Raw genomic sequence first — 21,431 nt, 5'->3', positions numbered from 1 at the left:
GCGGGGGTGCCGGCCGCACCTTCCAGGCGGCTTCGACGAAGGGTTTGACTCCGCGAACCCCGAGCCTCAAACTGACTGATTGTCGGACAATCAGGAGATCTGACACCAGGTCTCAACAGTTCAGGAGGGTGTTCATGGGGCAGCCGCTGGAGTGGGGTCGTCGCTATCTGATGGTCCGGCCGGACCACTTCCGGATCGACTACGTGATCAACCCGTACATGTCGACGCAGGATCAGCCGGACCCCGCGCTGGCGCTGAAGCAGTGGGACTCGCTGCGGCAGGCGATCGTGGACGCCGGCGGCGAGGTCGAGGTCCTGGAGCAGCGCGCGGACTCGCCCGACATGGTCTACGCGATGAACCTCGGCCTGGTGGCGGACGGCCGGGCGATGCTCTCGCACATGCGCTTCGAGCCGCGCCGGAAGGAGTCGCTGAGCGCGGCCGACTGGTTCACCGAGAACGGGTTCCAGCTCGACCGGATCGGCGGCGAGGGTTTCGGACCGCACTTCGAGTCCGGGGACGCGTTCGTGTTCGGCGACAGCCTGGTAGTCGGGTACGGGCCGCGGACCGAGGCTGAGGCGCTCAAGCACCTCGCGACCGAATGGGACATTCGCGTCCGGGGGCTACGGATCGCGCACGAGGGGATGTACCACCTCGATCTGCCGTTCTGTCCGGTGGACAGCACGCACGCGATGGTCTACCCGCCGGCGTTCGACGCCGCGAGTCAGGCGGAGCTGTCCGGGATCGTGCCGGAGCCGATCGTGCTCACCGACGAGGAAGCGTTCGCGTTCTCGGCGAACTCGATCGTGGTCGGCGAGACGATCATCATGCCGGCCTGCTCGCCGCGGCTGCACGAGATCTTCACCGGTCTCGGGTTGCGGGTCGTCGTGCTGGATCTGTCCGAGTTCCACAAGGGCGGCGGCTCAATCCGTTGCCTCACCAACCCGCTGGACTTCCCCATGGCACAGATCACCACTCCAGGCGGCGAGCTGATCCTTCCCGCCTGAGCGGGCGCCAGGTCTCGCCCCCTGTCCTTCCGCTTCGAGGGTATCCGGAATGGACAGATACCCTGCGGGCTTTTCCACAGGCCGTCGGGTGGGCTACTTTCCGGTGGTCCAGATGATGTCGAGGGTGTCGATGTCCCAGCCGTAGCCCTGGATCCACTGGAGGGCTTTCTGCTTGCCGGTAGGGCCGTAGACCTCGATGACGACCGAGATCGCCTCGGGGTTGTCGGGGTCGGTCTTGGACTTCGTGTACGTCGCCTCGAAGCCGTCGCCGATGTACGGGAGCTGTTTGAGGACCGGGTACTTCTGGCGCAGCCGCGCCTGGGTCTGGTCGTACTTCCGGCCGGCCTCGGCTTCGAGTTGCAGCTGCTGCTCGGGGTTGTTCTTGGTCCACTCCCGGCCCTCGGCGCTGTTGGCGTAGAGGTACATCTTGAGGCTGAGCTGACCGCCGTCGGCCTTGAAGGTGGTGGAGTAGCTCTGGAACCCGCGCCGCTTGCCCTCGATCGTGTGGGTCCCGGACTTCACCTTGACCTCGGTGTTCGAGGCGATCTCGTGGCCGTCGACGACGAGCGTCAGGTCGTTCGGGATCGACTCCACGGTGACATCGGTCTCCGAGCCGCCGCGGAACAGCAGGATGCCGCCGACCAGTACGACGACGACCACGAGCGCGACCACGCCGATCATCAAGGGCCGCCGGTTCTCCTCCAGCATCAGGTGCTCCTGTCCTTGGTCAGCTCGCCGGTGTCGGCGCGCTCTTGAGCCGGTAGACGGTGAACTGGCCGCCGACACCGTACAGGTGGCCGGCCTCCGGCACGTGGTCGCCGAGGGAGCCGGACGCGGAGTCGTACCCACCGCCGTCCTTGCCCCACGGGCCGACGTACAAGTAGGTGTGGCCGGGGCCGTTCAGGATGTCACCCGGCTTCATGCCTCCCGGTGGGGTGCCGTGCCACCAGTCGTACTTGCCCGAGGACTCGAGGTGGGTGCGCTGCACGTCGGTGCCCACGTTCGGGTAGTCCTTGTCGGCGCCGCTCATGTGCATCACGGTCGCGACGAACCGGCCGCAGTCACTGTACGGCGTCTGGCCGCTGCCACCGTCGTTGTACTGCTCCATCGCCTTGACGAACTCCGGTTTCGCGAGGCTCGCGTCGGTGCCGTCGTGGCCGCTGTCGGGCCAGGCGAGGTTCTTCGCGACCTCGGCGATGTTGCCGCTGCCCGCGCCGCAGCCGCCGGCGCCGCTGTCACCCGCGCCGCCGGCCGGGGCGGAGCCGCCGAACGTCTTGAGGACGTGCTCGGCGTTGGCCTTGCGCTCGGCGTACCGCGGGTTGTTCGGGTTCTCGTAGCCGGCGAACCGCTCGAACTGGCCACCGAAGGCGATCGCTGCCTCGTCGACGGTCGTGGCGCGCTTGACCGCGTCACCCGCCGCCTTCTCCGAGAGCGGCCCCTTGCCGAGGAGCTGGTTGTGCAGGAAGTCCAGCTGGAAGGCCAGCGTGGCGATCGTGTCGTCGCCGGCCCCGGAGTCGCGGGCCGGGTTGATCATCTTGGACGCGGGCGTCCATTGGACGATGCCCCAACCGCCCGAGAAGCCCAGCACGTCCGAGGGTTTGGTCACCGTCCCCGGGTTCGTGCCCTCCTTGCGGCCGGGCTCGACGCTCGACTCGCTGATCATGTTGCCGACGATGCCGGCCGCCTGCTCCTTGGTGTAGCCGTTGGAGGCGAAGTAGTTGAAGGCCTTCTGCTGGTTGTTCGCCCCGGAGAGGTCGCCACCGCCGCAGCCGCAGCCGTCGCCGCTGTCGGACGCCTCGACCTCGAACGGGTTGCCTTCCGGCTTCTCCGTGGACCACTTGTTGTTGCTCTCCCGGTCGACCCACATCTCCCAGTGCAGGTGCGGACCCGTCAGGCCGCCCAGCTGGGTCTCGTCGCCGGAACCGGAGGTGCCGATCACGTCGCCGCGCTTGACGGTCGCGTTCAGCGTCGCGGTGACGGTCTTGAGGTAGACGTAGCGCGTCTCGACGTCCTCCTGGCGGATCCGGACCTCGTTGCCGGAGGCCTTGACGACCTTGCCGTCGTTGGAGGCGTAGACCTTGCTGCCCTCGTCGACCTTGAAGTCGTAGCCGGCGTGACCGGGGAAGCCCGGCGCGGGAGAGGTCCACTCACCGTCGATCTTGTGCCCGTCGGTCGGGTAGGCGAACAGACTCTGTTGCTGGGTCTGCGTCGCGCACGCCGCCGCCTGCGAGTCCATGCCGCCCATGACGGTCAGCACCATCACCAGGGCGAGCAGCAGCGGGAACAGGCCGAACAGTGCGACCGCGCCGAGGATCGGCAACGCTTTGCTGTCTGCCGAATCGGCCACGATCTGCTCCTCGCTCGCTCAGGTGGACTCTCCGCGCCGGTCCGGAGAGGGGCGGCCACCGAGGTAAATGCTGCCCGAAAACCAGGTCATCATGTCGAAAGTTATCCACAGGCCACGCGGCAGGCGGGGGCGTGCGCGACAACGAGCCGGGTCTGGACGAGAATCACACCATGTACGAACGGCTGCGGGTGGACCGCTCGACCACGGTGGACCGGGTGGTCGACGCGCTGCGCGCCGCCCTGTTCGCCGGTGACCTGCAGCCCGGTACGCCGCTGCGCGAGCAACCGCTCGCCGAGGCGCTCGGGGTGGCGCGGAGCACCATCCGGGAGGCGATGACCATGCTGGTCACCGAGGGCCTCGCGGTCCGCGAGCCGAACAAGGGCGTGAGCGTCGCGATCCTGCACCCCGCGGCCGTGGCGGACATCTGCCGGGCCCGATTCGTGCTCGAATCGGCCGGGATCCGGGCCTGGTTCGACGCCGACGAGGCGGCCCGCGAGCGGGTCCGGGAGGCGATGCGGGTGTTCGCCGCGACCGCCAAGGACGGCGCCGACCCGGAGGCGATGACCGAGACGCACCTGGCGATCCACCACGGCCTGGTCGCGCTGACCGGCAGCGAGCGGCTGATCGCGACCGCCGACTCGGTCACCGGCGAGGCCCGGCTCGCGCTGGCCCGGGTGGACGCGCTGCGGCAGGACGCGCGCCAGCAGGTCGCGTCCCACCGCAAGCTCATCCGGTTGCTGGAGCGCGGCGAGCTCGACGAGTGCGTCGAGGAGCTCCGCCGCCACCTGGCCGGCGCCGAGGAGTCCCTCCTCGAGGCCATCGCCATGCCCCTCAGCTAGTGTCCTGAGCCGGCTGGGAGTCAGCCAGGAATCAGCCCGTCCGCTGTGACGTCGTACGTCGCCGAACCGACGCGGAGACCGGTCAGCCGGGCGTCCGGGTCCAGCTCCGCGACCTGCGGGTTCGCGGTGACGGTGCCGTCCAGGGCGACCTCGATGCCGAACACGCCCTCCAGGATCAGGCTGACCCATGCGCCCGACGACGAGCAGGACCAGTCGATCAGGTACGGGAACTGTGGCGGCGACTTCCGCGCGCCGCCGGCCATCGGCGGCTGCGCCTCCTCGACGAAGTGCGCCTGACCGGTCGGCCCCTGGTTCGCGGTCTTGGCGAGACCTGGCAACCAGTCCAGCAGTACGTCGCCCCGCCCGAGCGCGAACAGGGCACGCCCCGCGTCCGCGGGCCAGGCCGGGTACGCGCCGTTCCACTGGTGGTCCGGACGGACGCTGAAGGCCGCATCCGCGTCGTACGGCGAGAGCGCGCGCATCCAGGTGGGAGTCTGCAGCTCCTGCTGGAAGAACGACACCATCTCGGCGCACTGGGTCTCGGACAGGTCGTCCGGCATCGTCGTACCGATGATGTTGAAGTCGTAGCAGTGCCGGACCGGGACCAGTGCGCCATCGGGCTGCCGCGCGTGCCAGAAGCCCTTGCCCTCGACGTACAACTCGTTGACGTGGCCGGCCTGGGCTGACGCGTCCTTGCGCAGCTGGGCGGCGCGGTCGGTGTCACCGGAGCGGTCCGCGATCTCTGCTGCCACTCGCATGCACCACACGTTGGCGGCGTTGAAGCTGGCCACCTCGTGCACGTAGCTGCTGACGCACTCCATGAGGTTGTCGATGCCGCCGTAGTCGGCCAGCGCGTGCTGACCGCGCAGACCGCGCCACGCGGTCGCCCAGTCGTGCACGTGTTCCGCTACCTGCTTCGGACCGACCTGTGCGTCGAGGAACTTCTCGTCACCTGTGAAACGCACGTAGTCGCGCACCAGCCGGGTCATGGCGAAGTCGTTGACCGAGTACCAGTAACCGACCGGTCCGCCGGTCAGCCACTCGGTGCCGAAGTGCTTGTGGGTGTCGAGGCCGATCCAGTGCTCGATGTGCTTCCGCATCGGCTCCGGGTCGAGCAGTGCGTGTGTCAGCGACGAGAGGCTGTAGTCCCAGATGAAGGTCGTGGTCTGCCAGTACCGGGGCATCAACGTGTCGTACGTGCGGCCAATCACCGACGCCGGGTTGTCCCGGCGGAACCAGATGACGCCCAGCACGCCCCACCAGTACAGCTTCTGCAACGCCTCGTTCGACGTCTCCAGCACCGGCAGCGAGCCGCTGAACCCCTCGCTGGAAGGGTCGAACGCGTCGGCGATCGCAACGTCCCAGACGGCTTCCGCGACGGTGATCACCGACGGTACGTCGGCCACGCAGACGTCGAAGTGCTCGGTCGCGTCCTCCAACGAGCCCGCCAGTACATGCACATAGGACACGACAGCCCGACCGGACGCATCCAGCTCGACAGTTGTCTCCAGCATCGACCGGTCGCTCTCCGAAGGGACATCCAAGCCCTGCACGCTGACAGCGGACCCGGACTCCCCCGTACCTACAACCCGACCGTCGACGGCAGTCAGCGTGTTCGGCTCGGACGGCGGCTCCGGCCGCAACCAACCTTTGTCAGACCGGGTCGCAGTGCTCTCGAGAGCGAAACCCAGCCGAACAGACCGGCCCGGTGTGCCAGTCACCTCCAGCTGTACGACGACTGCGGGCCGGCCCGGCGCACACGCGGTGGTGGACCGCAGCTCCAGTCCGTCGACCGTGGTGGACCGGATGACACAGTCCGGTCGCCACACCACTTCCACTGTCCCGCCGTACGAGCGGGCCAGTCGCCCGTCGACGTACAGCTGGCCGGTGATGGTGTCACCATGCGAGTACGGCGGGAAGTTGACGCTACGGATCGCCATCACGTCGTGGTCGACCTGCGCCGTACCGAGGAAGTTCGTCAGCCCGGGCGGGTTGAACATGTCGTCGTAGGTGTGTGTCAGAACATCGCTCGCCAGATCAGCAGAACGAGGGATGGTGGTCATGGGGCCTCCCGGCCTGGACTGAGGAGCGGAGGGAGCGAAGCGACTGGAGCGACGAGGGAAGGCCGGGAGTTACAGCCCCATGACCCGCGGCGCCGGAGGCGTCGCATCAATAGAGTCATGGGGCCTCCCGGCCTGGACTGAGGAGCGGAGGGAGCGAAGCGACTGGAGCGACGAGGGAAGGCCGGGAGTCAAAGCCCCATGGCCCGCCGAGCCGGAGGCGAGGCAGAAGGCTCAGGTTCGGCCCAATCGGTGTTCGGCAGCAGGGGATACCAGTCCGGGCGTGCGGGGTCGCGGTCGTAGGGGTACGGGCCGAGTTCGCGGAACAGTTCGGCGTACTCGGCCAGCTTGTCCCGGTCCAGCTCGACGCCGAGGCCAGGTGCCTCGGGGACCGCGATCGCCCCGTCGACGTACGGGAGCTTGCCGCCGGCAATGATGTCGTCGCGCAGGTGGTGGTAGTGCGCGTCCGCGGCGAACGACAGGTTCGGTACGACGGCGCCGAGGTGCAGCATCGTCGCGAGCTGGATGCCGAGCTCGCCGGAGGAGTGCACGGCGACGCCAAGCTGGAAGGTCTCGCAGACCCCGGCGGCCTTGATACAAGGGCGGATGCCGCCCCAGAACGTGGTGTCGAGCAGGATCACGTCGACCGCCGGGTCCCGGACGTTGGCGGCGAGCTGCTCGAAGTTCACCACGACGGTGTTGGTGGCGAGCGGGATCGGCGTCTTCTCGCGGACCCGGCGCATCCCGTTCAGACCCCAGGTCGGGTCCTCGAGGTAGTCGTTGTCCAGGTCCTCGATCCCGCGCGCGAACCGGATCGCCTCCTCGACACTGAACGCGCCGTTCGGGTCGAACCGCACCCGGTGCCCCGGGAACGCCTCGGCCAGCGCCCGGAAGCACTCGCGTTCGTAGTCCGGCGGGAACACCCCGCCCTTCAGCTTGTGCACACTGAATCCGTGCTCGTCGACCAGCGCGCGAGCATGCTCCACCAGTTGCTCGGCGGTCCGGATCTCGCCGGTGCCGTCGTCGTTCGGGTGCCGGAAGAACAGGTAGCTCGCGAACGGCACGCGGTCGCGCACCTTGCCGCCGAGCAGCTCGTGCACCGGTACGCCGAGCTCGCGGCCCTGCAGGTCCAGACACGCGAACTCGATCGCGGCCAGCAGCTGGGTGCGGTTGTTGTACAGGCTCGCGGTCGGGTTGGCGAGCATCCAGCGCAACGCCTCGGTGCGCGCCGGGTCGTGGCCGACCAGGTACGGCTTGAGCCCGGTGACCGCGGCCTCGGCGCTCTGCCCGCCACCGCCCATCTCGCCGAGGCCGATCAGCCCGTTGTCGGCCTCGACCTCCACCACGGTCCGCACGAAACGTCCCCAGTGCGCTCCGTTACTGTGCCGCAGTGGCGCCTCCAACGGCATCGTGACCGTGGTCGCGCGGACATCGACGATCTTCACTTCGCATCCTCCGGCAGTACGACGGGCAGCCCGGCGGTCAGGCCGCCGTCCACCTTCACGTCCGCACCGGTCACGAACGACGCGGCCGGGGAGGACAGGAAGTAGATGACCTCGGCAACTTCTCCCGGTGTCGCCACGCGGCCGAGCGGGTGCGATCGGCCCCACTCGGCGACCACGTCGTCGGTACTCCGGTCGCCGGCGAACTGCGCGGCGGAGGCGCGCAACATCGGGGTGTCGACGGAGCCCGGGCAAACCGCGTTCACGCGAATCCCGTCCGGTGCGTGGTCGACCGCCATCGCCCGTACCAGGCTCAGCAGTGCGCCCTTGCCCATCGAGTACGCCGCGACGCCCGTCTGCGCGGCATACGCCTGCACGGATGCGACGACCACGACACTCCCGCCCCGCGGCAGCTTCGGGACGAATGCCTGGCAGGCGAAGAACACGCCACCGACGTTCACCGCCATCACCTCGTCGAACACCGACGGCGGTGTGTCGACGACCGTCCCGTACCGCTGAATCCCGGCGGCGCACACCAAGGAGTCCACAGATCCGACCTCCGCGGCCGCGGCGGCGACAGCCTCGCGATCGCCGACGTCGACGGCCACGCCGGTCACCTGCTCGCCGAGCTCGGCCTGAAGTGCCGACAACGCGTCGGCATCCCGGTCGAGCACGATCACCCGGTCGCCGGCGGCGACGAACCGCTCGACAGCACCACGTCCGATCCCGGCACCTCCACCGGTCACGACGACTGTGCGGCTACTCATATGTGTCCTCTCAGAACTGTTCAGAACTGCCCCAGGGCGAGGCCCCGGGAGAAGAAGCGTTGGGCGGCGAGGAACAGGATCACGGTGGGGAGCGACACCAGCAGACCGCCGGCGAGGACGGTCGGGAGCGCGGCTCCGCCGTACGTGCTCTGCAGGCCGGTGAGGGCCGGCATGATCGGGCGGACCGAGTCGGACTGGCTCAGCGTCAGTCCGAGCAGCAGGTCGTTCCACACGAAGGTCGCCTGCAGGATGAAGATCGCGGCCAGCGCCGACCCCGCCATCGGCAGGTAGATGCTGCGGAAGATCCGGAACAGCCCGCCGCCGTCGACCACCGCGGCCTCGAACACGCTGCGTGCGATCCCGGTGAAGAAGTTCCGCATCACGAAGGCCGAGAACGGCACGCTGATCGCGGTGTAGACGATGATCATCCCGGCCCGGGTGTCGTAGAGCCCGGAGTTCGCGTACCCGGAGAACAGCGGCATCAAGATCATCTGCAGCGGAAAGATCGTCCCGCCGAAGATGAACACGAACCACAGGAACCCACGACGCAGCTTGAGTACGACGATCGCGTACCCGGCGGCCGCGCCGATCAGTACGGCGAGCACCGGCGCGATCACGCTGTACATCGTGGTCGCCACCAACGTGTCACCCAGCGAGGCCTTGCTCCACGCGTCGCCGAAGTTCGCGAACAGCGAGAACCCGGCCGGCTTCCAGACCGTCTTGGCGTCGAACCCGTCGACCGGCTTGGACGCGTTCACCAGCAGCAGGTAGACCGGCGCGAGCCAGATCAGCCCGAGGACGACGAGAAGGGGCGTCTTAACCTTGCTCACGGGCGTCCCCCAACTGGTAGCGCAGGTAAAGGATCGACGCCGCGAACGTGACCAGGCTGAGGAACAACGCGATCGCCGCGCCCTGCCCGTAGTCGTTCAGCACGAACGTCTCCTTGTACATCGACAAGGCCAGCGTCTCCGACGACGTACCCGGACCGCCTTGTGTCATCACCCAGACCACGTCGAAGGTCTTCAGGCTGCCGACGATCGACAGACCGATGACCACGGTCGTGATCGGCCGGAGCTGCGGCCACAGGTGGTGACGGAAGAGCGAGAAGCCCTCCGCACCGTCCAGGCGGGCAGCCTCGAGCGGCTCGTTCGGGATGGACTGCAGACCGACGACGAACAGCAGGGCGTTCACGCCGGCGGCTTGCCAGGTGACCGCGACGATCATCATCAGGGTGTTGCCGGGCCCTGCCTGCAGCCAGCCGGTGTGTGCACCCGGGAGCCCGAAGAACCCGAGTGCCTGACCCAGTGCGCCGTCAGGCTGCAGCACGAAGCCCCAGATGACGCCGACGGCGACACCAGAGATCGCGTAGGGCAGCAGGAACGGCAGCCGCAGCCAGGTGCCCCACTTGTGTCCGTAGGTGAGTACGGCGATCAGCAGGCCGAGTACTACCGGCAGGGTCACCATGCCGGCGACCCACAGCAGTGTGTTGACCAGCGCCCCGACCAGGTCGGGGTCGCTGAACATGGCCTTGTAGTTCGCGAGGCCCGACCACACCGGTGACGCGAGACCGTCGTAATCGGTGAAGCTGACGTACGTCGTCCAGAGGAACGGCAGGTACAGCAGCAGTCCGACCACCGCGATGGCCGGCAGCCCGAAGAGCGGTGCGGTCCGGACGCCGGTCCGGTCCGGACGCCGAGTGCGCGCCCCGACCTTGACCGGCGGCCGTTCGATCGTCGAAGTCACTTCTGCTTGGCCCAGTACGCGTCCGCCTCGGCCTGGATCTTCTGCAGGCCCGGCATCGGGTCACCCGGCTTGGTCACGAACGCGCCGAACACCTCGAGCGCCTTGTTCGCCACCGGCACCGGCGTCGCCTCGAACCACCGGTTGATCAGGCGGTACCCGTTGACGTCCTTGTTCAGCTGCGACAGCCCCGGGTCCTTGACCTCGGCCTTCGGGTTGAACGACAGGTCGCCACGCGAGTTCGCCCAGGCGGTCTGCGCCTGCGGCGTGACCCACCAGTCGGTCCATTTCTGCACCGTCGACGCGTGATCGCTGGCCGCGGCCGAGCAGACCGGTCCGGTCTCGAAGATCATCGACGTCTTCGGCAGCGCAGGGTTCACGTTCGGGATCACGAAGAAGTCGTAGTCGGTGCCGGCCTTCATCTTCAGCGTGTTCAGGTTGCCGCTGAACCAGGTGCCGAAGTTGATCATCGCGACGTCGCCGTTCTTCAGCTGCGCCTGCGGCTCGGTCTTCGAGCCCGGGTCACTGAAGTACCCGGCGTCGATCATCTTCTTCCACTCGTTCATCACCTCGACCACACCCGGGTCGGTGTACTTCGCCTTGCCGGCCGCGAGCTTGTCGTACAGGTCCGGGTCCTTGCCGGCCAGCAGAGTCTCGAACCAGACGAACGAGAACAGGATGTTGGTCTGGTAGAACGGCTTCACGCCGGCCGCCTTGACCTTGTCGGCGACCTGCGTCAGCTCGGCCCAGGTCTTCGGGGTCTGGGTGATGCCGGCCTTCTTGAAGACCGCCTTGTTGTAGTACATCACCCAGTAGCCGGCGTTCAGCGGGACGCAGTACTGCTTGCCGTCGAAGGTGAAGTACTGCTTGAGCTGCTCCGGGATGTTGCCGTCAGCAACCGCCTTGGTCCACTGGTCGGTGGTCTCGGCGACGAGCTTCTGGTCCACCAGATCCTGAAGCTCCTTGCCGGTGTGCCAGCTGAACAGGTCGGCCTTCTCCTTGGTCCGGAACGAGGACCGGATGAACGCCGTGTAGGTGTTCGAGTCGGAGTACCCGACCGGCTCCATGCCGACGCCGATGTCCTTCTTGCTCGCCGCACCGACCTGGGTGAAGGCGTCCTTCCAGCCACCCTTGTCGTTGTAGAACTTCAGCGAGTCGACAGGCTTGTCCTCGCCCTTCTTCGGGGCGGCGGCGCCGCCACCTCCGCAGGCGGACAGCGCGAGCGCACCGGCGATCACCAGAGCCGCCAGCGCCTTGTTTCTGTTGCGTTGCATGTTGCGTCCTTCCAGCTCAGGGGTGCTGAAGTCGTTGGTTGATGACAGCGAGGACGCCGTCGAGGTGTTCGCGGGTGAGGAGTTCGGCGAGGTCGGGATCGCCGGAGCGGATCGCGTCGTAGATGGCGCGGTGCTCGTCCAGGTCGGCCTGACGGTCGCCGTGGATGTGCAGGATCTCCAGCTGTTCCCGGGCGTTCACGACGGTCACCGACTCGACCACCTCGGCGAGGGTCGAGTTGCCGGACGCCTGAGCCAGTGAGCGGTGGAAGTCCATGTTCACCTCGGCCAACTGCGCGTGGTCGCCGGATGCGATCAGCTCGGCCGCTGTCGTGAGGTCCCGCGCCATCTGCTCGAGCGCGGCCTCATCACGGGTCCGCGCCGCCAGTGCGGCGACCGGCGGCTCGATGAGGGCACGTGCCTGCAGCAGCTCGACCAGACGGTCCGCAGTCGGTGCGAGCGCCAGGGGGTTCGCCAGTACCAGCCGGCCGACGTTAGGACCGACGTACACGCCTGACCCGTGCCGGAGCTCCACGGCTCCGGTTGCCTCCAGCCGCCGCAGCGCCTCCCGGACAGTGGGTACGGCGACCTTGAAGCGCTCCGCCAACGACCGCACTGCCTCGAACTGATCCCCCGGCGCCAGCTTCCGCTCCGCGATCAGTGCGAGCATCGAGGTCGCCAGGTCGTCCAGCAGACTGCGCCGTACGACGCCTCCCGATGCGCTCACTTCGACGCCGCCAGGGTGACCGAGAGGAACCGCGGGCGGTAGATGCTCACGTCGCCGTACAGCTCGTCACTCACCAGGCTGTTGACGTTGTAGCTGACCAGGAGCGACGTACCGTTGCGCAGATCCGGGTGCTCGTGGGAGTTGTACGTGATGATGTTCCCGCCGGTCTCGGGCGTCTGGTACAGCTCCACCGGCTTCACCCACGGACCGGTCGGCGAGCACGAGAAGTACCCGAGGACGCTCTTGCTGAAGAGCTCCTTCGTGTTGTGCGTGACGAGCAGATAGCCGTCCTGGTACCGGGTGACGCTGTGCTCGTTGGCGACTCCCTCCAGCACACGGGCGGAGGCACTCTCGTCGGCGGACCACCCGGAGCCGGTCCAGTACTCCCACGGCTTGGCGGTCAGGTCGTCACCGCGGACCCGAGCGACGTGCTGGTACTTCGATGCGCCCAGGTCCTCGACGCCGTACACGTAGGTGTACCCCTGGTCACGCAGCAGCCAGCCGGACCACTGCACGTTCGCCGCCGAGGGGATCGGGGTCAGTGACCGCAGCTTGAAGGTCTTGGCGTCGAAGCGGGCCAGGTAGTTGCTGGCCCAGTGCCAGTCCCACTGACCCGTGCCGGTCTTCTCGAAGCGCAGTGCGACCACGTCGAGGTCCTGGCCGGCGTGACTCGTCTGGGCGGCGCCGAACCAGTACCAGCCGTTCGCGGGCGGCGGGACGAGCGCGGTCGGGTTGGTCGCCGTACCGCCGGTGACCGTCTCGAGGCTCGTGCCCTGCTGGATCACGAACGAGTTGTTGATGAACGGCGCGGTCGTCGGGCGGCTGCCGTCGGCGTTGACCGGCCCGAGGAACGTGTCGGAGAAGATCCACGCCGTACGGCCGCCGGAGAGCGGGACGGAGTAGGTGCTGTCCGCACCCGTCCAGCCCTTGCCGGTGTTGCTGTAGGCGTTCAGCAGCCCCTCCGGCGCGGCGTGCGGCTTGGTCTGAGCGGTCCAGTTCGTCTGCACGGCGCTGCAGCTCGAAGGGCTCGTCGGGGCGGCGGAGGCGGTGGGGACAGCGAGGCCCGCTGCCGTGAGTGACAACGCGACGACTGCAACCAATGGGCGGGACATGAAAATGATCAGATCACTTGGTCATTTTCGGTGTCAAGACCCAGGGTTGTCTCCGGGAGAGTACGGAGCGTGGTTCTACCGGTGAGGTGGGAGGATCGACGGCATGAAGAACTTGATCATCAGGCTGCTGGCCAACGCGATTGCGCTGGCGGTGGCGACCTGGCTCGTGTCCGGGATCACCCTCGAGGGCGCGACCACCAGCCGGCGGGTGCTCACGCTGCTGATCGTCGCCGCGATCTTCGGCCTCGTGAACGCGATCGTGAAGCCGGTGGTGAAGCTGCTGTCGTTGCCGCTGCTGATCCTCACCCTCGGCCTGCTGACCTTCGTGATCAACGCGGTGATGCTGTGGCTGACGTCCTGGATCACCGGCAAGCTCGACGTGCAGTTCCACGTCGACGGGTTCTGGTCCGCGCTCTTCGGCGCGCTGATCATCAGCATCGTCGGCCTGCTGCTCAACGCGGTGCTGCCGGAGAAGGCCGAAGTCCACTAGTGCGGCAGGTCGAGATCGTCTGTACCGGCAACATCTGCCGGTCGCCGATGGGCGAGGTGGTACTGCGTGCCAAGCTCGCCCAGGCGGGGATCGACGACGTCGAGGTGACGAGCTCCGGCACGGGCGGCTGGCACGTCGGCGACCGGATGGACCCGCGGGCGGCCGCCGCGCTCCGCCGCCGCGGGTACGACGGGAGCTCGCACCGGGCCCGTCAGTTCGACCCGGCCTGGTTCACCGAGCGTGACCTCGTGCTCGCGATGGACTCGGGCCATCTCGCGGCGCTCAGCCGCCGGGGTGAGGCACAGTTGTTCGCGGCGGACGACGTACCGGATCCGTATTACGGCGAGGACGACGGGTTCGACGAGGTCCTCGCGCAGATCGAGAAGGCGGCCGACCAGTGGGTCGGCCGCCTCCGAACGGGCTGAACAGTCAGCTCTGACCGATCTGAGACTTCAGCGCGACGAACCAGTCGGCACTCGGGTCGAACTCCTTGCCGCCGGCGATCCGCGGGAACTCGATCGCGCGCAGCTCGTCGCCACGCTCCTCGTCGTGGCCGACCACGCCGGACTCACCGCGCAGCGCGGCGTCGACGGCGTAGTCGGTGCATTCCTTGATCAGGGCGAGGTCGCGGTCGTTGGCCGCGGCCGAACGGCTGAAGTACCCGCTCTTCTGCACCATCGTCTTCTCTGCGCCGATCCGCTCCGCGAACTGCTTCGCGAACCAGGCACCCGGGTTGATGGTGTCCAGCTTGACGTGCCCGAACGGGTCCCGGCCGACCTCCTCGCCGCGAGCTTCCATCTCGGCGACGATCGACTCCACACCGGCGCCCTCGGACAGGAAGATGTTGACGCAGTCCTCTTCGTCCATCACCTTGCGCAGCCGGTCGGCCTCGGCGTCCAGGTCGATCGTTGCCTCCGGCACGTACACCGCGTGCACCGACCAGCCGCCCTGGTCCAGGCCGATGCCCGGGTTCCACTCCTGCTCGTCGACCCACTGCTGGTAGGCCTGCGCGGTCGCCGCGGTCAGCCAGCCACAGTTGCGACCCATCACCTCGTGGACGATCAGCATCCGCGGGTTCGAGCTGTGCTCGGCGATGATGTTGCGGGCGAACAGCGCACCCTGCTCGGCGGCGGTCCAGGCGCCCAGGCTCTGCCGGATCGGGACCACGTCGTTGTCGATGGTCTTCGGCAGGCCGACCACGGTCAGGTTGTAGTCGTGCTCCTGCAGGTACGCCGCGAGGTCGGCGGCCGTGGTGTTGGTGTCGTCACCGCCGATGGTGTGCAGGACGTCGACACCGTCCGCGACCAGCCGCTCGGCGGCGACCTGGAGGGCGTTCTGCCCGTCCTGGATCAGGCCGCGCTTGACCAGGTCGGCGGTGTTGGTCAGCTTCACCCGGCTGTTGCCGATCGGGCTGCCGCCGAACTTGTGCAGCACCGACGCCTTCTCCCGTACTTCCGGCGTCACGTCGAGGTACCGGCCGCTGAGCAGGCCGTGGTACCCGTTCAGGTAGGCGATGATCTCCACGTCGGGCGCGATGTCGGTGTAGCGCTCGATCAGTCCGCCGACGGCGGACGACAGGCAGGGCGCGAGCCCGCCGGCGGTGAGCAGGGCAACTCTGCGGACAGACGAGTCGGCAGCCATGGTCCAGGTCCTTCCGGAAACGTGGGGAAATCGCCACCAGACTAGTGATGCAGACCACTCTTGAGGGTGGTTGGGGTTCAACCGACGGACGGTTGGGGGGCGGGCTTGAGGGTGGTTGGGGTTCAACCGACGGACGGTTGGGGGGCGGGCTTGAGGGTGGTTAGGGTTCGCTCAGTGGGACGCTGCGCGGCGGGACCGGCGTGGACACGACGAAGGAGCTGGTTGTCTGGCCGTGGACCAGGAACTTGTCGAGGACGTCTTCGAGGGCGGCGATCTCGGCGACCTGGACGCGCATCAGGAAGCAGTCTTCGCCGGAGATCCGGTGGCACTCGACGACCTCCGGGGTCCGTCCGGCCAGCTCGATGATCTTCGGGATCTGATTCGGCCCCGGCCGCAGCCGCACCCACGCCGCGACCGGCCGCCCGAGGGCCGCCGGATCGATGTCCAGCCGATACCCACGGATCACCCCCGACTCTTCCAACCGCGCGACCCGCTCCCGGATCGTCGGCGTCGACACCCCGAGCCGCCGAGCCAGCTCGGTGGTCCGCAACCGCGGATCCTCAGTCAGCTCTCGCAGAATCCGACAATTGAGCTCATCCAGTCCCGAGCTTCTCGTTTCGGTAAGCAAGACCGCCTCCTAGGCTCCGAACTGCCATGGAATCACCAACTGTCCGTTTCTACTGTAGTGACCGTGACTTCCCTCGTCGAAGCTCCGCCCCGGACCGGCCTCGCGACCGGCGCCGCCGCGGTCACCGTCGTCCTGTGGGCGTCGTCGTTCGTCGCGATCCGGCACGTCGGAACGGAGTTCTCCGCCGGCTCCCTGGCCCTGGCCCGGCTCGGACTCGGCAGCGTCTTCCTCGGCGCACTCCTGTTCGCCCGGCGGCGCCCCGAACCCGCCGTACGCCGTTGGCCCGCGCACCGCGACTGGCTGCCGCTGATCGCCTGTGGCGTGCTGTGGTTCGGCGTCTACAACCTGGCCCTCAACGAGGCCGAGCGCCGTCTCGACGCCGGTACGTCGGCCATGCTCGTCCACATCGCCCCACTGCTGATCGCGGTACTCGCCGGCATCGGCCTCGGTGAGGGCTTCCCCCGCCAACTGGTGATCGGCGGCCTGGTCTCGTTCGCCGGCATCGTCGTCATCGGCACGTCGACCTCCAACGGCCGCGCCGAGACCTGGGGCGTCGTCCTGTGCGTCGTCGCCGCGATCTCGTACGCCGTGGGCGTCGTGACGCAGAAACCACTGCTGAGTCGGCTGCCGGCCACTGAAGTCACCTGGCTCGCCTGCACGATTGGTGCGGTCGTCTGCCTGCCCTTCGCGCCCACTCTGGTCAGCGAGCTCCGCACAGCCGACGCAGCGACCATCTGGTGGACCGTCTATCTCGCAGCGTTCCCCACTGCTCTTGGCTTCACCACGTGGGCCTTTGCGCTGCGCCGTACCAGCGCCGGTCGGATGGGGGTCACCGTGTACGCCGTCCCGGCTGTCGCGATCGTGCTGGGTTGGCTGCTCCTCGATGAGGCTCCAACCGTCTTGGCCCTGGCCGGTGGCGCACTGTGCCTCGCCGGGGTCGCAATCTCCAGGAGGACCGCATGAAGTTCGGTGTGTTCGTTCCGCAGGGCTGGCGCATGGATCTGGTCGAACTCGCGGATCCGGTCGAGCAGTGGGAGGCCATGACCGCTGTGGCCAAGGCGGCCGACGCAGGTCCGTGGGACTCGGTCTGGCTGTTCGACCACTTCCACACGGTGCCTGAGCCTGTCCGCGAGACCGTCTTCGAGATGTGGACCACCACGGCCGCGCTGGCGCGTGACACGTCCCGGGTGAACCTGGGGCAGCTGGTCGGCTGCAACGGGTACCGCAACCCCGCCCTGCTCGCCAAGATGGCCACCACGGTCGACGTCGCCAGCCACGGCCGCATGTATGCCGGTATCGGCGCAGGCTGGTCGGAGCACGAGTGGAAGGCCTACGGGTACCGGTGGACCAGCCAGAGGGAGCGGATGGGTTCCTTCGTCGAGTCCGTCGAACTCATCCACCGCCTGTGGACAGAGGACGACGTGCAGTTCCAGGGGCAGTACCACTCCGTCGACAAGCCGTACGTCGTCCCGCGACGCAAACCGAAGCTGTGGATCGGCGGCGGTGGCGAGCGAGTGACGCTGCGGCTCGTGGCGAAGTACGGCGACGCCTGCAACTTCGGGACCGGGCGGGTGGACGTCATCGAACGGAAGCTCGCGATCCTCCGGCAGCACTGCGAGGAGGTCGGCCGCGACTACGACGAGATCACCAAGTCGACCAGTCTGAACGTCTTCCCGGTCGAAGCGGGCGCGGATCCGGTCAGTGCGACGGCCAAGGCACGCGGGCGGTACAGCCTGGAGGAGTTCCTGGAGATCGGCTCGGGCGGGACGTCGCACATGCTGGCGGAGGTGGTCACGACGAAACAGCTGAGCGAGCACGTCGAGCGTCTGGCCGAGGCCGGAGTCGATTACGTGATCTCGTACATCCCCGGCGTCGCCTACGACCACGAGCCGATGCAGCGCTTCGCGGAGGACGTCGTACCGCAGTTCAGCTGAGGCTGAGAGAGCGCAGGTGCTGGTGGATCCCGTCGTACGCCGTCACCGGCGGGAGCAGCCGCTTCGGGAGCTTGGTGACCACGCTGTAGTTGGCGTCGACCACGTTGGCCAGTGGGACCTCACTGACCTGGCTGAGCAACTGGTAGGCGTCCAGCTTGTCCAGGCCGTACAGCGAGCCCAGCCAGCTGATCATGTCGACCTGACCGGCCCGCCACGCGTCCTCGAGTGGCCGGCTCGACCCGACGACGGCCAGGTAGTCGTCACTCTCCAGCCGCGGCCAGGCGGGTCCGGGCGTCTTCAGCAGGTCGACGATCAGTACGACGTTCATCGCGCCCTCGACCGCCGTACCGCAGGACTCCCCCTCGCCCTGGCGGTAGTGGCCGTCACCGACCGAGAACAGCGCACCCTCGACGTTGACGTTCAGGTAGCAGGTAGTACCGGCACGCATCTCGGGCGTGTCCATGTTGCCGCCGAACGTGTCCGGGACCAGCGCGGAGCGGACCTCACCGCCGGCCGGTGCGACCCCGACGGTGCCGAGCATCGGCTCCAGCGGCAGCGCCACCTCCAGGTGGCTGCCCTGCGCCTGGAAGCCGACGGTCTGCCGAGCGCTGTCCACCTCGTAGATCCAGGTCCGCTCCGGTAGCGGGTCCTGCAGCGTGGCGGTCCGGTCGGTGCTGGTCAGCCCACCGAAGAACGGAATCGTCGCCGAGGCGCCCCAGCTCCGCGCGGGCGCCAGTTCGACGAGGTGCAGCACCAGCGTGTCGCCCGGCTCGGCGCCCTCGACGTAGAACGGCCCCGTCTGCGGATTCACGAACGGCATGTTCAGCGAGGCGCTCGCGAGGTCCGACGTACTGCGCAGACTCCCGCCGAACGCGTCCTCGGTCCACAGCCGCAGCGCAGTACCCGGTTTGACCCGCCGGACCGGCGGTACGCCGCCGAAGGTCCAGGCGAAGTCGTCGGGGCGGGGGGTGAATTCCAGAGCGTCCACGTCTGGCAACTTAAGGTGTACAGGAGGTATTGGGCGAGCGATCAGCGGGTTCTCAGGCGATTCTCACAGAAGCGACCTACTCTCGGTGGCGGAACTTCGAGCGGAGCGGGGCAGACGATGCGGGTACTGGTGGTGGACGACGACCGGGCGGTCCGGGACTCGCTGCGTCGTTCGCTGGAGTTCAACGACTTCGAGGTGGTGACCGCGTCCGACGGCGCCGAGGCGCTCGCGGTGATCGGCAACGTCGAGCCGGACGTCGTGGTGATGGATGTGATGATGCCGCGGCTGGACGGCCTCGAGACCACCAAGGCGTTGCGGGCCGCCGGCAACAATGTGCCGATCCTGGTGCTCACCGCGCGGGACGCGGTCGCGGACCGGGTGGACGGCCTGGACGCCGGCGGTGACGACTACCTGACCAAACCGTTCGCGCTCGAGGAGCTGCTGGCCCGGCTGCGCGCGCTGCTGCGCCGCAGCACCACGCCCGGCGAGGGCGGCCAGCGCGGCGAGGTGCTGCAGTACGCCGACCTGGTGGTCGACGTCGACGCGCACGAGGTGCACCGCGGCGACATGCCGATCCAGCTCACCCGAACCGAGTTCTCGCTGCTGGAGCTGCTGATCCGCAACCCACGCCGGGTGCTGGAGCGCGCGGTCATCCTGGACGCGGTCTGGGGCTACGACTTCCCGACCACGGCGAACTCGCTCGAGGTCTACATCGGCTACCTGCGCCGCAAGACCGAGGTGAACGGCCTGCCCCGGCTGATCCACACCGTCCGCGGGATCGGGTACGTACTGAGAGACACCCCACCGTGAGCCAGCAGCACCCCGGCGACTTCCCGTCGTACGCCGACCGGCAGTCCCAACCGCAAGCGCAAGCGCAACCGCATCCCGAGCAGCCCGTTGCCAGTAGCAATGGAAATCGGGTGGCCGCGACCGCGGCCCGGACCCAGAACTGGTGGAACGAGACGCTCCACAAGCTGAGTCTGCACGCCCGCGTGACGCTGCTCGCGGCAGTCGCGGTCGGTCTGGCGGTGGCGATCGTCAGCGTCGCGGCGTACATCACCGTGCGTCAGCAGATGTACCAGAACCTCGACGACAGCCTGATCCAGCGCGCCGGCCAGGCGTCCCAGAAGGGCGTCCTGACCAACCTGGAGAACCTGAAGCGCGCCTCCGCGGACGCGCTCGGTCTGAGCGACATCCGGGTCGGCGTGCTGAGCGCCGATGGAGTGCAGTACGGGGCTCAGAACAGCCCGCTGCCGCCGATGGGCGACGACGAGCTGCAGATCGCCCGTGACCAGGGCAACCAGGCCAGCCTGCGGACGGTAGGTGTCCGGAACGGTCCGCACTACCGCGTTGTCGCGGTAGCGGCCCGCTACTGCCCGGCCGGGTACTCCAACGAGTGCCAGCAAGACGCCAACTTCCTGCAACCCGGTGCACTCGTAGTCGCGCAGTCACTGGGGTCGATCGACCAGACCCTGCACAACCTGGGCATCGTGCTCTGGGCTTTCGGCCTGATCGGTGTCATCGGTGCAGCGCTCGCCGGCAACGCAGTGGCCCGGTCCGGCCTGCGACCGCTGGCCCGGCTGACCGGCGCGGCCGAGCACGTCGCACGGACGGAGGACCTGAAGCCGATCCCGGTAACGGGGACCGACGAGATCTCCCGGCTGGCGATGGCGTTCAACGCGATGCTGGGCGCGCTGGCGCAGTCCCGCGACCGCCAGCGCCGGCTCGTCGGTGACGCCGGGCACGAGCTGCGGACGCCGCTCACCAGCGTGCGGACGAACCTGGATCTGCTCGCTCAGGCCGACAAACGCGGCGGTCTGCGTGCCGAGGATCGCCGGCAACTGCTGGACGACGTACGCGCTCAGATGGACGAGCTGACCACGCTGATCGGTGACCTGACCGAGCTGGCCCGGGACACACCCCAGGTACGCAACGCGGAGCTGATCGAGCTCTCCAACGTCGTCGAAGACGCGGTGATGAAGGTACGCCGACGCGCGCCCGGGCTGGAGTGGGACGTCCAGCTGTCGCCGTTCCCGGTGTGGGGCGACGAGCGGCTGCTGGGGCGTGCCGTGACCAACCTGCTGGACAACGCAGCGAAGTACAGCATGCCTGAGGGCGCGGAGCAGCACAGCGACGGGCAGCCCGTCGGGCACGTGACGGTGCGCCTGCTGGACGGCGTACTGACGGTGACCGACTCCGGGCCGGGTATCGCCGAGGCGGACCTGCCGCACGTGTTCGAGCGGTTCTACCGCTCCAGCGAGGCACGCAGCCGTCCCGGATCGGGCCTCGGCCTGGCGATCGTGAAGCATGCGGCGGAGCAGCACGGCGGGATGATCTACGCCCGCAACGTGCCCGGGGCCGGCGCGCAGTTCACTCTGTGGCTGCCGCACGCGGCGACGCAGAGTCGCTGACAGATTCCCAAGAGATCCTTCAGAGGATCT

The 21,431-nt window shown here is 68.1% G+C and carries 21 protein-coding genes; 8 read left to right on the top strand and 13 right to left on the bottom strand.

Annotated features, from left to right (window positions below; translation table 11 throughout):
• The first annotated feature begins 134 nt into the window (after positions 1-134).
• Positions 135-1,004, top strand: a complete 870-nt coding sequence (locus ACFYRH_RS06580; RefSeq protein ID WP_387769141.1) for a dimethylarginine dimethylaminohydrolase family protein — start codon at positions 135-137, stop codon at positions 1,002-1,004.
• 93 nt (positions 1,005-1,097) lie between these two features.
• Here ACFYRH_RS06580 and ACFYRH_RS06575 read toward each other — a convergent pair whose 3' ends face one another.
• Positions 1,098-1,712 (bottom strand): S-layer protein, encoded by a 615-nt coding sequence (locus ACFYRH_RS06575; RefSeq protein WP_387769138.1) that lies wholly within the window; start codon positions 1,710-1,712, stop codon positions 1,098-1,100.
• Positions 1,713-1,731: 19 nt separating this feature from the next.
• A complete protein-coding gene (locus tag ACFYRH_RS06570; protein ID WP_387769135.1) occupies positions 1,732-3,351 on the bottom strand; it encodes a phage tail tip lysozyme in 1,620 nt (539 codons plus the stop codon).
• A gap of 170 nt (positions 3,352-3,521) precedes the next feature.
• On the opposite strand from ACFYRH_RS06570, the gene ACFYRH_RS06565 reads away from it, so the two are divergent.
• A complete protein-coding gene (locus tag ACFYRH_RS06565) occupies positions 3,522-4,190 on the top strand; it encodes a GntR family transcriptional regulator (RefSeq protein WP_387769132.1) in 669 nt (222 codons plus the stop codon).
• A gap of 20 nt (positions 4,191-4,210) precedes the next feature.
• On the opposite strand, the gene ACFYRH_RS06560 is transcribed toward ACFYRH_RS06565, so the two are convergent.
• From ACFYRH_RS06560 to ACFYRH_RS06525, 8 genes are all read right to left on the bottom strand, one after another.
• The gene (locus tag ACFYRH_RS06560; protein ID WP_387769129.1) at positions 4,211-6,253 is read right to left on the bottom strand and encodes a hypothetical protein; all 2,043 of its coding nucleotides are present in this window, start codon (positions 6,251-6,253) and stop codon (positions 4,211-4,213) included.
• Positions 6,254-6,441: 188 nt separating this feature from the next.
• Positions 6,442-7,695 (bottom strand): enolase C-terminal domain-like protein, encoded by a 1,254-nt coding sequence (locus ACFYRH_RS06555; RefSeq protein ID WP_387769126.1) that lies wholly within the window; start codon positions 7,693-7,695, stop codon positions 6,442-6,444.
• Positions 7,692-8,459 carry an SDR family NAD(P)-dependent oxidoreductase gene (locus ACFYRH_RS06550; RefSeq protein WP_387769123.1) on the bottom strand — a complete coding sequence of 256 codons (768 nt, stop codon included), beginning with the start codon at positions 8,457-8,459 and terminating at the stop codon, positions 7,692-7,694. The genes ACFYRH_RS06555 and ACFYRH_RS06550 overlap by 4 nt, the downstream gene beginning before the upstream one ends.
• Positions 8,460-8,479: 20 nt before the next feature.
• The gene (locus ACFYRH_RS06545) at positions 8,480-9,289 is read right to left on the bottom strand and encodes a carbohydrate ABC transporter permease (protein ID WP_387769120.1); all 810 of its coding nucleotides are present in this window, start codon (positions 9,287-9,289) and stop codon (positions 8,480-8,482) included.
• Complete coding sequence (locus ACFYRH_RS06540) at positions 9,276-10,202, bottom strand: carbohydrate ABC transporter permease (protein WP_387769118.1); 927 nt, start codon at positions 10,200-10,202, stop codon at positions 9,276-9,278. The genes ACFYRH_RS06545 and ACFYRH_RS06540 overlap by 14 nt, the downstream gene beginning before the upstream one ends.
• A complete protein-coding gene (locus ACFYRH_RS06535) occupies positions 10,199-11,473 on the bottom strand; it encodes an ABC transporter substrate-binding protein (protein ID WP_387769115.1) in 1,275 nt (424 codons plus the stop codon). Before ACFYRH_RS06535 ends, ACFYRH_RS06540 begins: the two co-directional genes overlap by 4 nt.
• Positions 11,474-11,489: 16 nt before the next feature.
• Entirely contained in the window at positions 11,490-12,197 is a 708-nt protein-coding gene (locus ACFYRH_RS06530; protein WP_387769113.1) for a FadR/GntR family transcriptional regulator, read from the bottom strand.
• Entirely contained in the window at positions 12,194-13,204 is a 1,011-nt protein-coding gene (locus ACFYRH_RS06525; protein WP_387769111.1) for a DUF4185 domain-containing protein, read from the bottom strand. Before ACFYRH_RS06525 ends, ACFYRH_RS06530 begins: the two co-directional genes overlap by 4 nt.
• A gap of 208 nt (positions 13,205-13,412) precedes the next feature.
• On the opposite strand from ACFYRH_RS06525, the gene ACFYRH_RS06520 reads away from it, so the two are divergent.
• Together ACFYRH_RS06520 and ACFYRH_RS06515 are read left to right on the top strand one after the other, a co-directional pair.
• Positions 13,413-13,799, top strand: a complete 387-nt coding sequence (locus ACFYRH_RS06520) for a phage holin family protein (RefSeq protein WP_387769108.1) — start codon at positions 13,413-13,415, stop codon at positions 13,797-13,799.
• On the top strand, positions 13,799-14,224 hold the full coding sequence (locus ACFYRH_RS06515) for a low molecular weight protein-tyrosine-phosphatase (RefSeq protein WP_387769105.1): 426 nt from the start codon (positions 13,799-13,801) through the stop codon (positions 14,222-14,224). The genes ACFYRH_RS06520 and ACFYRH_RS06515 overlap by 1 nt, the downstream gene beginning before the upstream one ends.
• A gap of 4 nt (positions 14,225-14,228) precedes the next feature.
• Here ACFYRH_RS06515 and ACFYRH_RS06510 read toward each other — a convergent pair whose 3' ends face one another.
• Together ACFYRH_RS06510 and ACFYRH_RS06505 are read right to left on the bottom strand one after the other, a co-directional pair.
• Positions 14,229-15,440, bottom strand: a complete 1,212-nt coding sequence (locus ACFYRH_RS06510) for a pyrophosphate--fructose-6-phosphate 1-phosphotransferase (RefSeq protein WP_387769102.1) — start codon at positions 15,438-15,440, stop codon at positions 14,229-14,231.
• Between the two features lie 160 nt (positions 15,441-15,600).
• Positions 15,601-16,068: an Lrp/AsnC family transcriptional regulator gene (locus tag ACFYRH_RS06505; protein WP_387769099.1), complete on the bottom strand. Its 468-nt coding sequence runs from the start codon at positions 16,066-16,068 to the stop codon at positions 15,601-15,603.
• A 63-nt stretch (positions 16,069-16,131) separates the two neighbouring features.
• On the opposite strand from ACFYRH_RS06505, the gene ACFYRH_RS06500 reads away from it, so the two are divergent.
• Together ACFYRH_RS06500 and ACFYRH_RS06495 are read left to right on the top strand one after the other, a co-directional pair.
• Positions 16,132-17,031, top strand: a complete 900-nt coding sequence (locus ACFYRH_RS06500; protein ID WP_387769097.1) for a DMT family transporter — start codon at positions 16,132-16,134, stop codon at positions 17,029-17,031.
• The gene (locus ACFYRH_RS06495; RefSeq protein WP_387769094.1) at positions 17,028-18,002 is read left to right on the top strand and encodes a TIGR03560 family F420-dependent LLM class oxidoreductase; all 975 of its coding nucleotides are present in this window, start codon (positions 17,028-17,030) and stop codon (positions 18,000-18,002) included. The genes ACFYRH_RS06500 and ACFYRH_RS06495 overlap by 4 nt, the downstream gene beginning before the upstream one ends.
• Here ACFYRH_RS06495 and ACFYRH_RS06490 read toward each other — a convergent pair.
• Positions 17,995-18,990 carry an acetamidase/formamidase family protein gene (locus tag ACFYRH_RS06490; RefSeq protein ID WP_387769091.1) on the bottom strand — a complete coding sequence of 332 codons (996 nt, stop codon included), beginning with the start codon at positions 18,988-18,990 and terminating at the stop codon, positions 17,995-17,997. The two genes, ACFYRH_RS06495 and ACFYRH_RS06490, sit on opposite strands and share 8 nt — an antisense overlap.
• A 117-nt stretch (positions 18,991-19,107) precedes the next feature.
• Between ACFYRH_RS06490 and ACFYRH_RS06485 the strand changes: the two genes are divergently transcribed.
• Positions 19,108-19,800, top strand: a complete 693-nt coding sequence (locus ACFYRH_RS06485; protein WP_387769088.1) for a response regulator transcription factor — start codon at positions 19,108-19,110, stop codon at positions 19,798-19,800.
• Complete coding sequence (locus ACFYRH_RS06480) at positions 19,797-21,401, top strand: sensor histidine kinase (protein WP_387769085.1); 1,605 nt, start codon at positions 19,797-19,799, stop codon at positions 21,399-21,401. Before ACFYRH_RS06485 ends, ACFYRH_RS06480 begins: the two co-directional genes overlap by 4 nt.
• Positions 21,402-21,431 lie beyond the last annotated feature (30 nt).

This window comes from Kribbella sp. NPDC004875 (assembly GCF_042873375.1).
In the GTDB taxonomy this organism is placed as follows: domain Bacteria; phylum Actinomycetota; class Actinomycetes; order Propionibacteriales; family Kribbellaceae; genus Kribbella.
The sequence above is the reverse complement of the archived record's forward strand: the minus strand, read 5'-3'. Positions and strand labels throughout refer to the sequence as shown.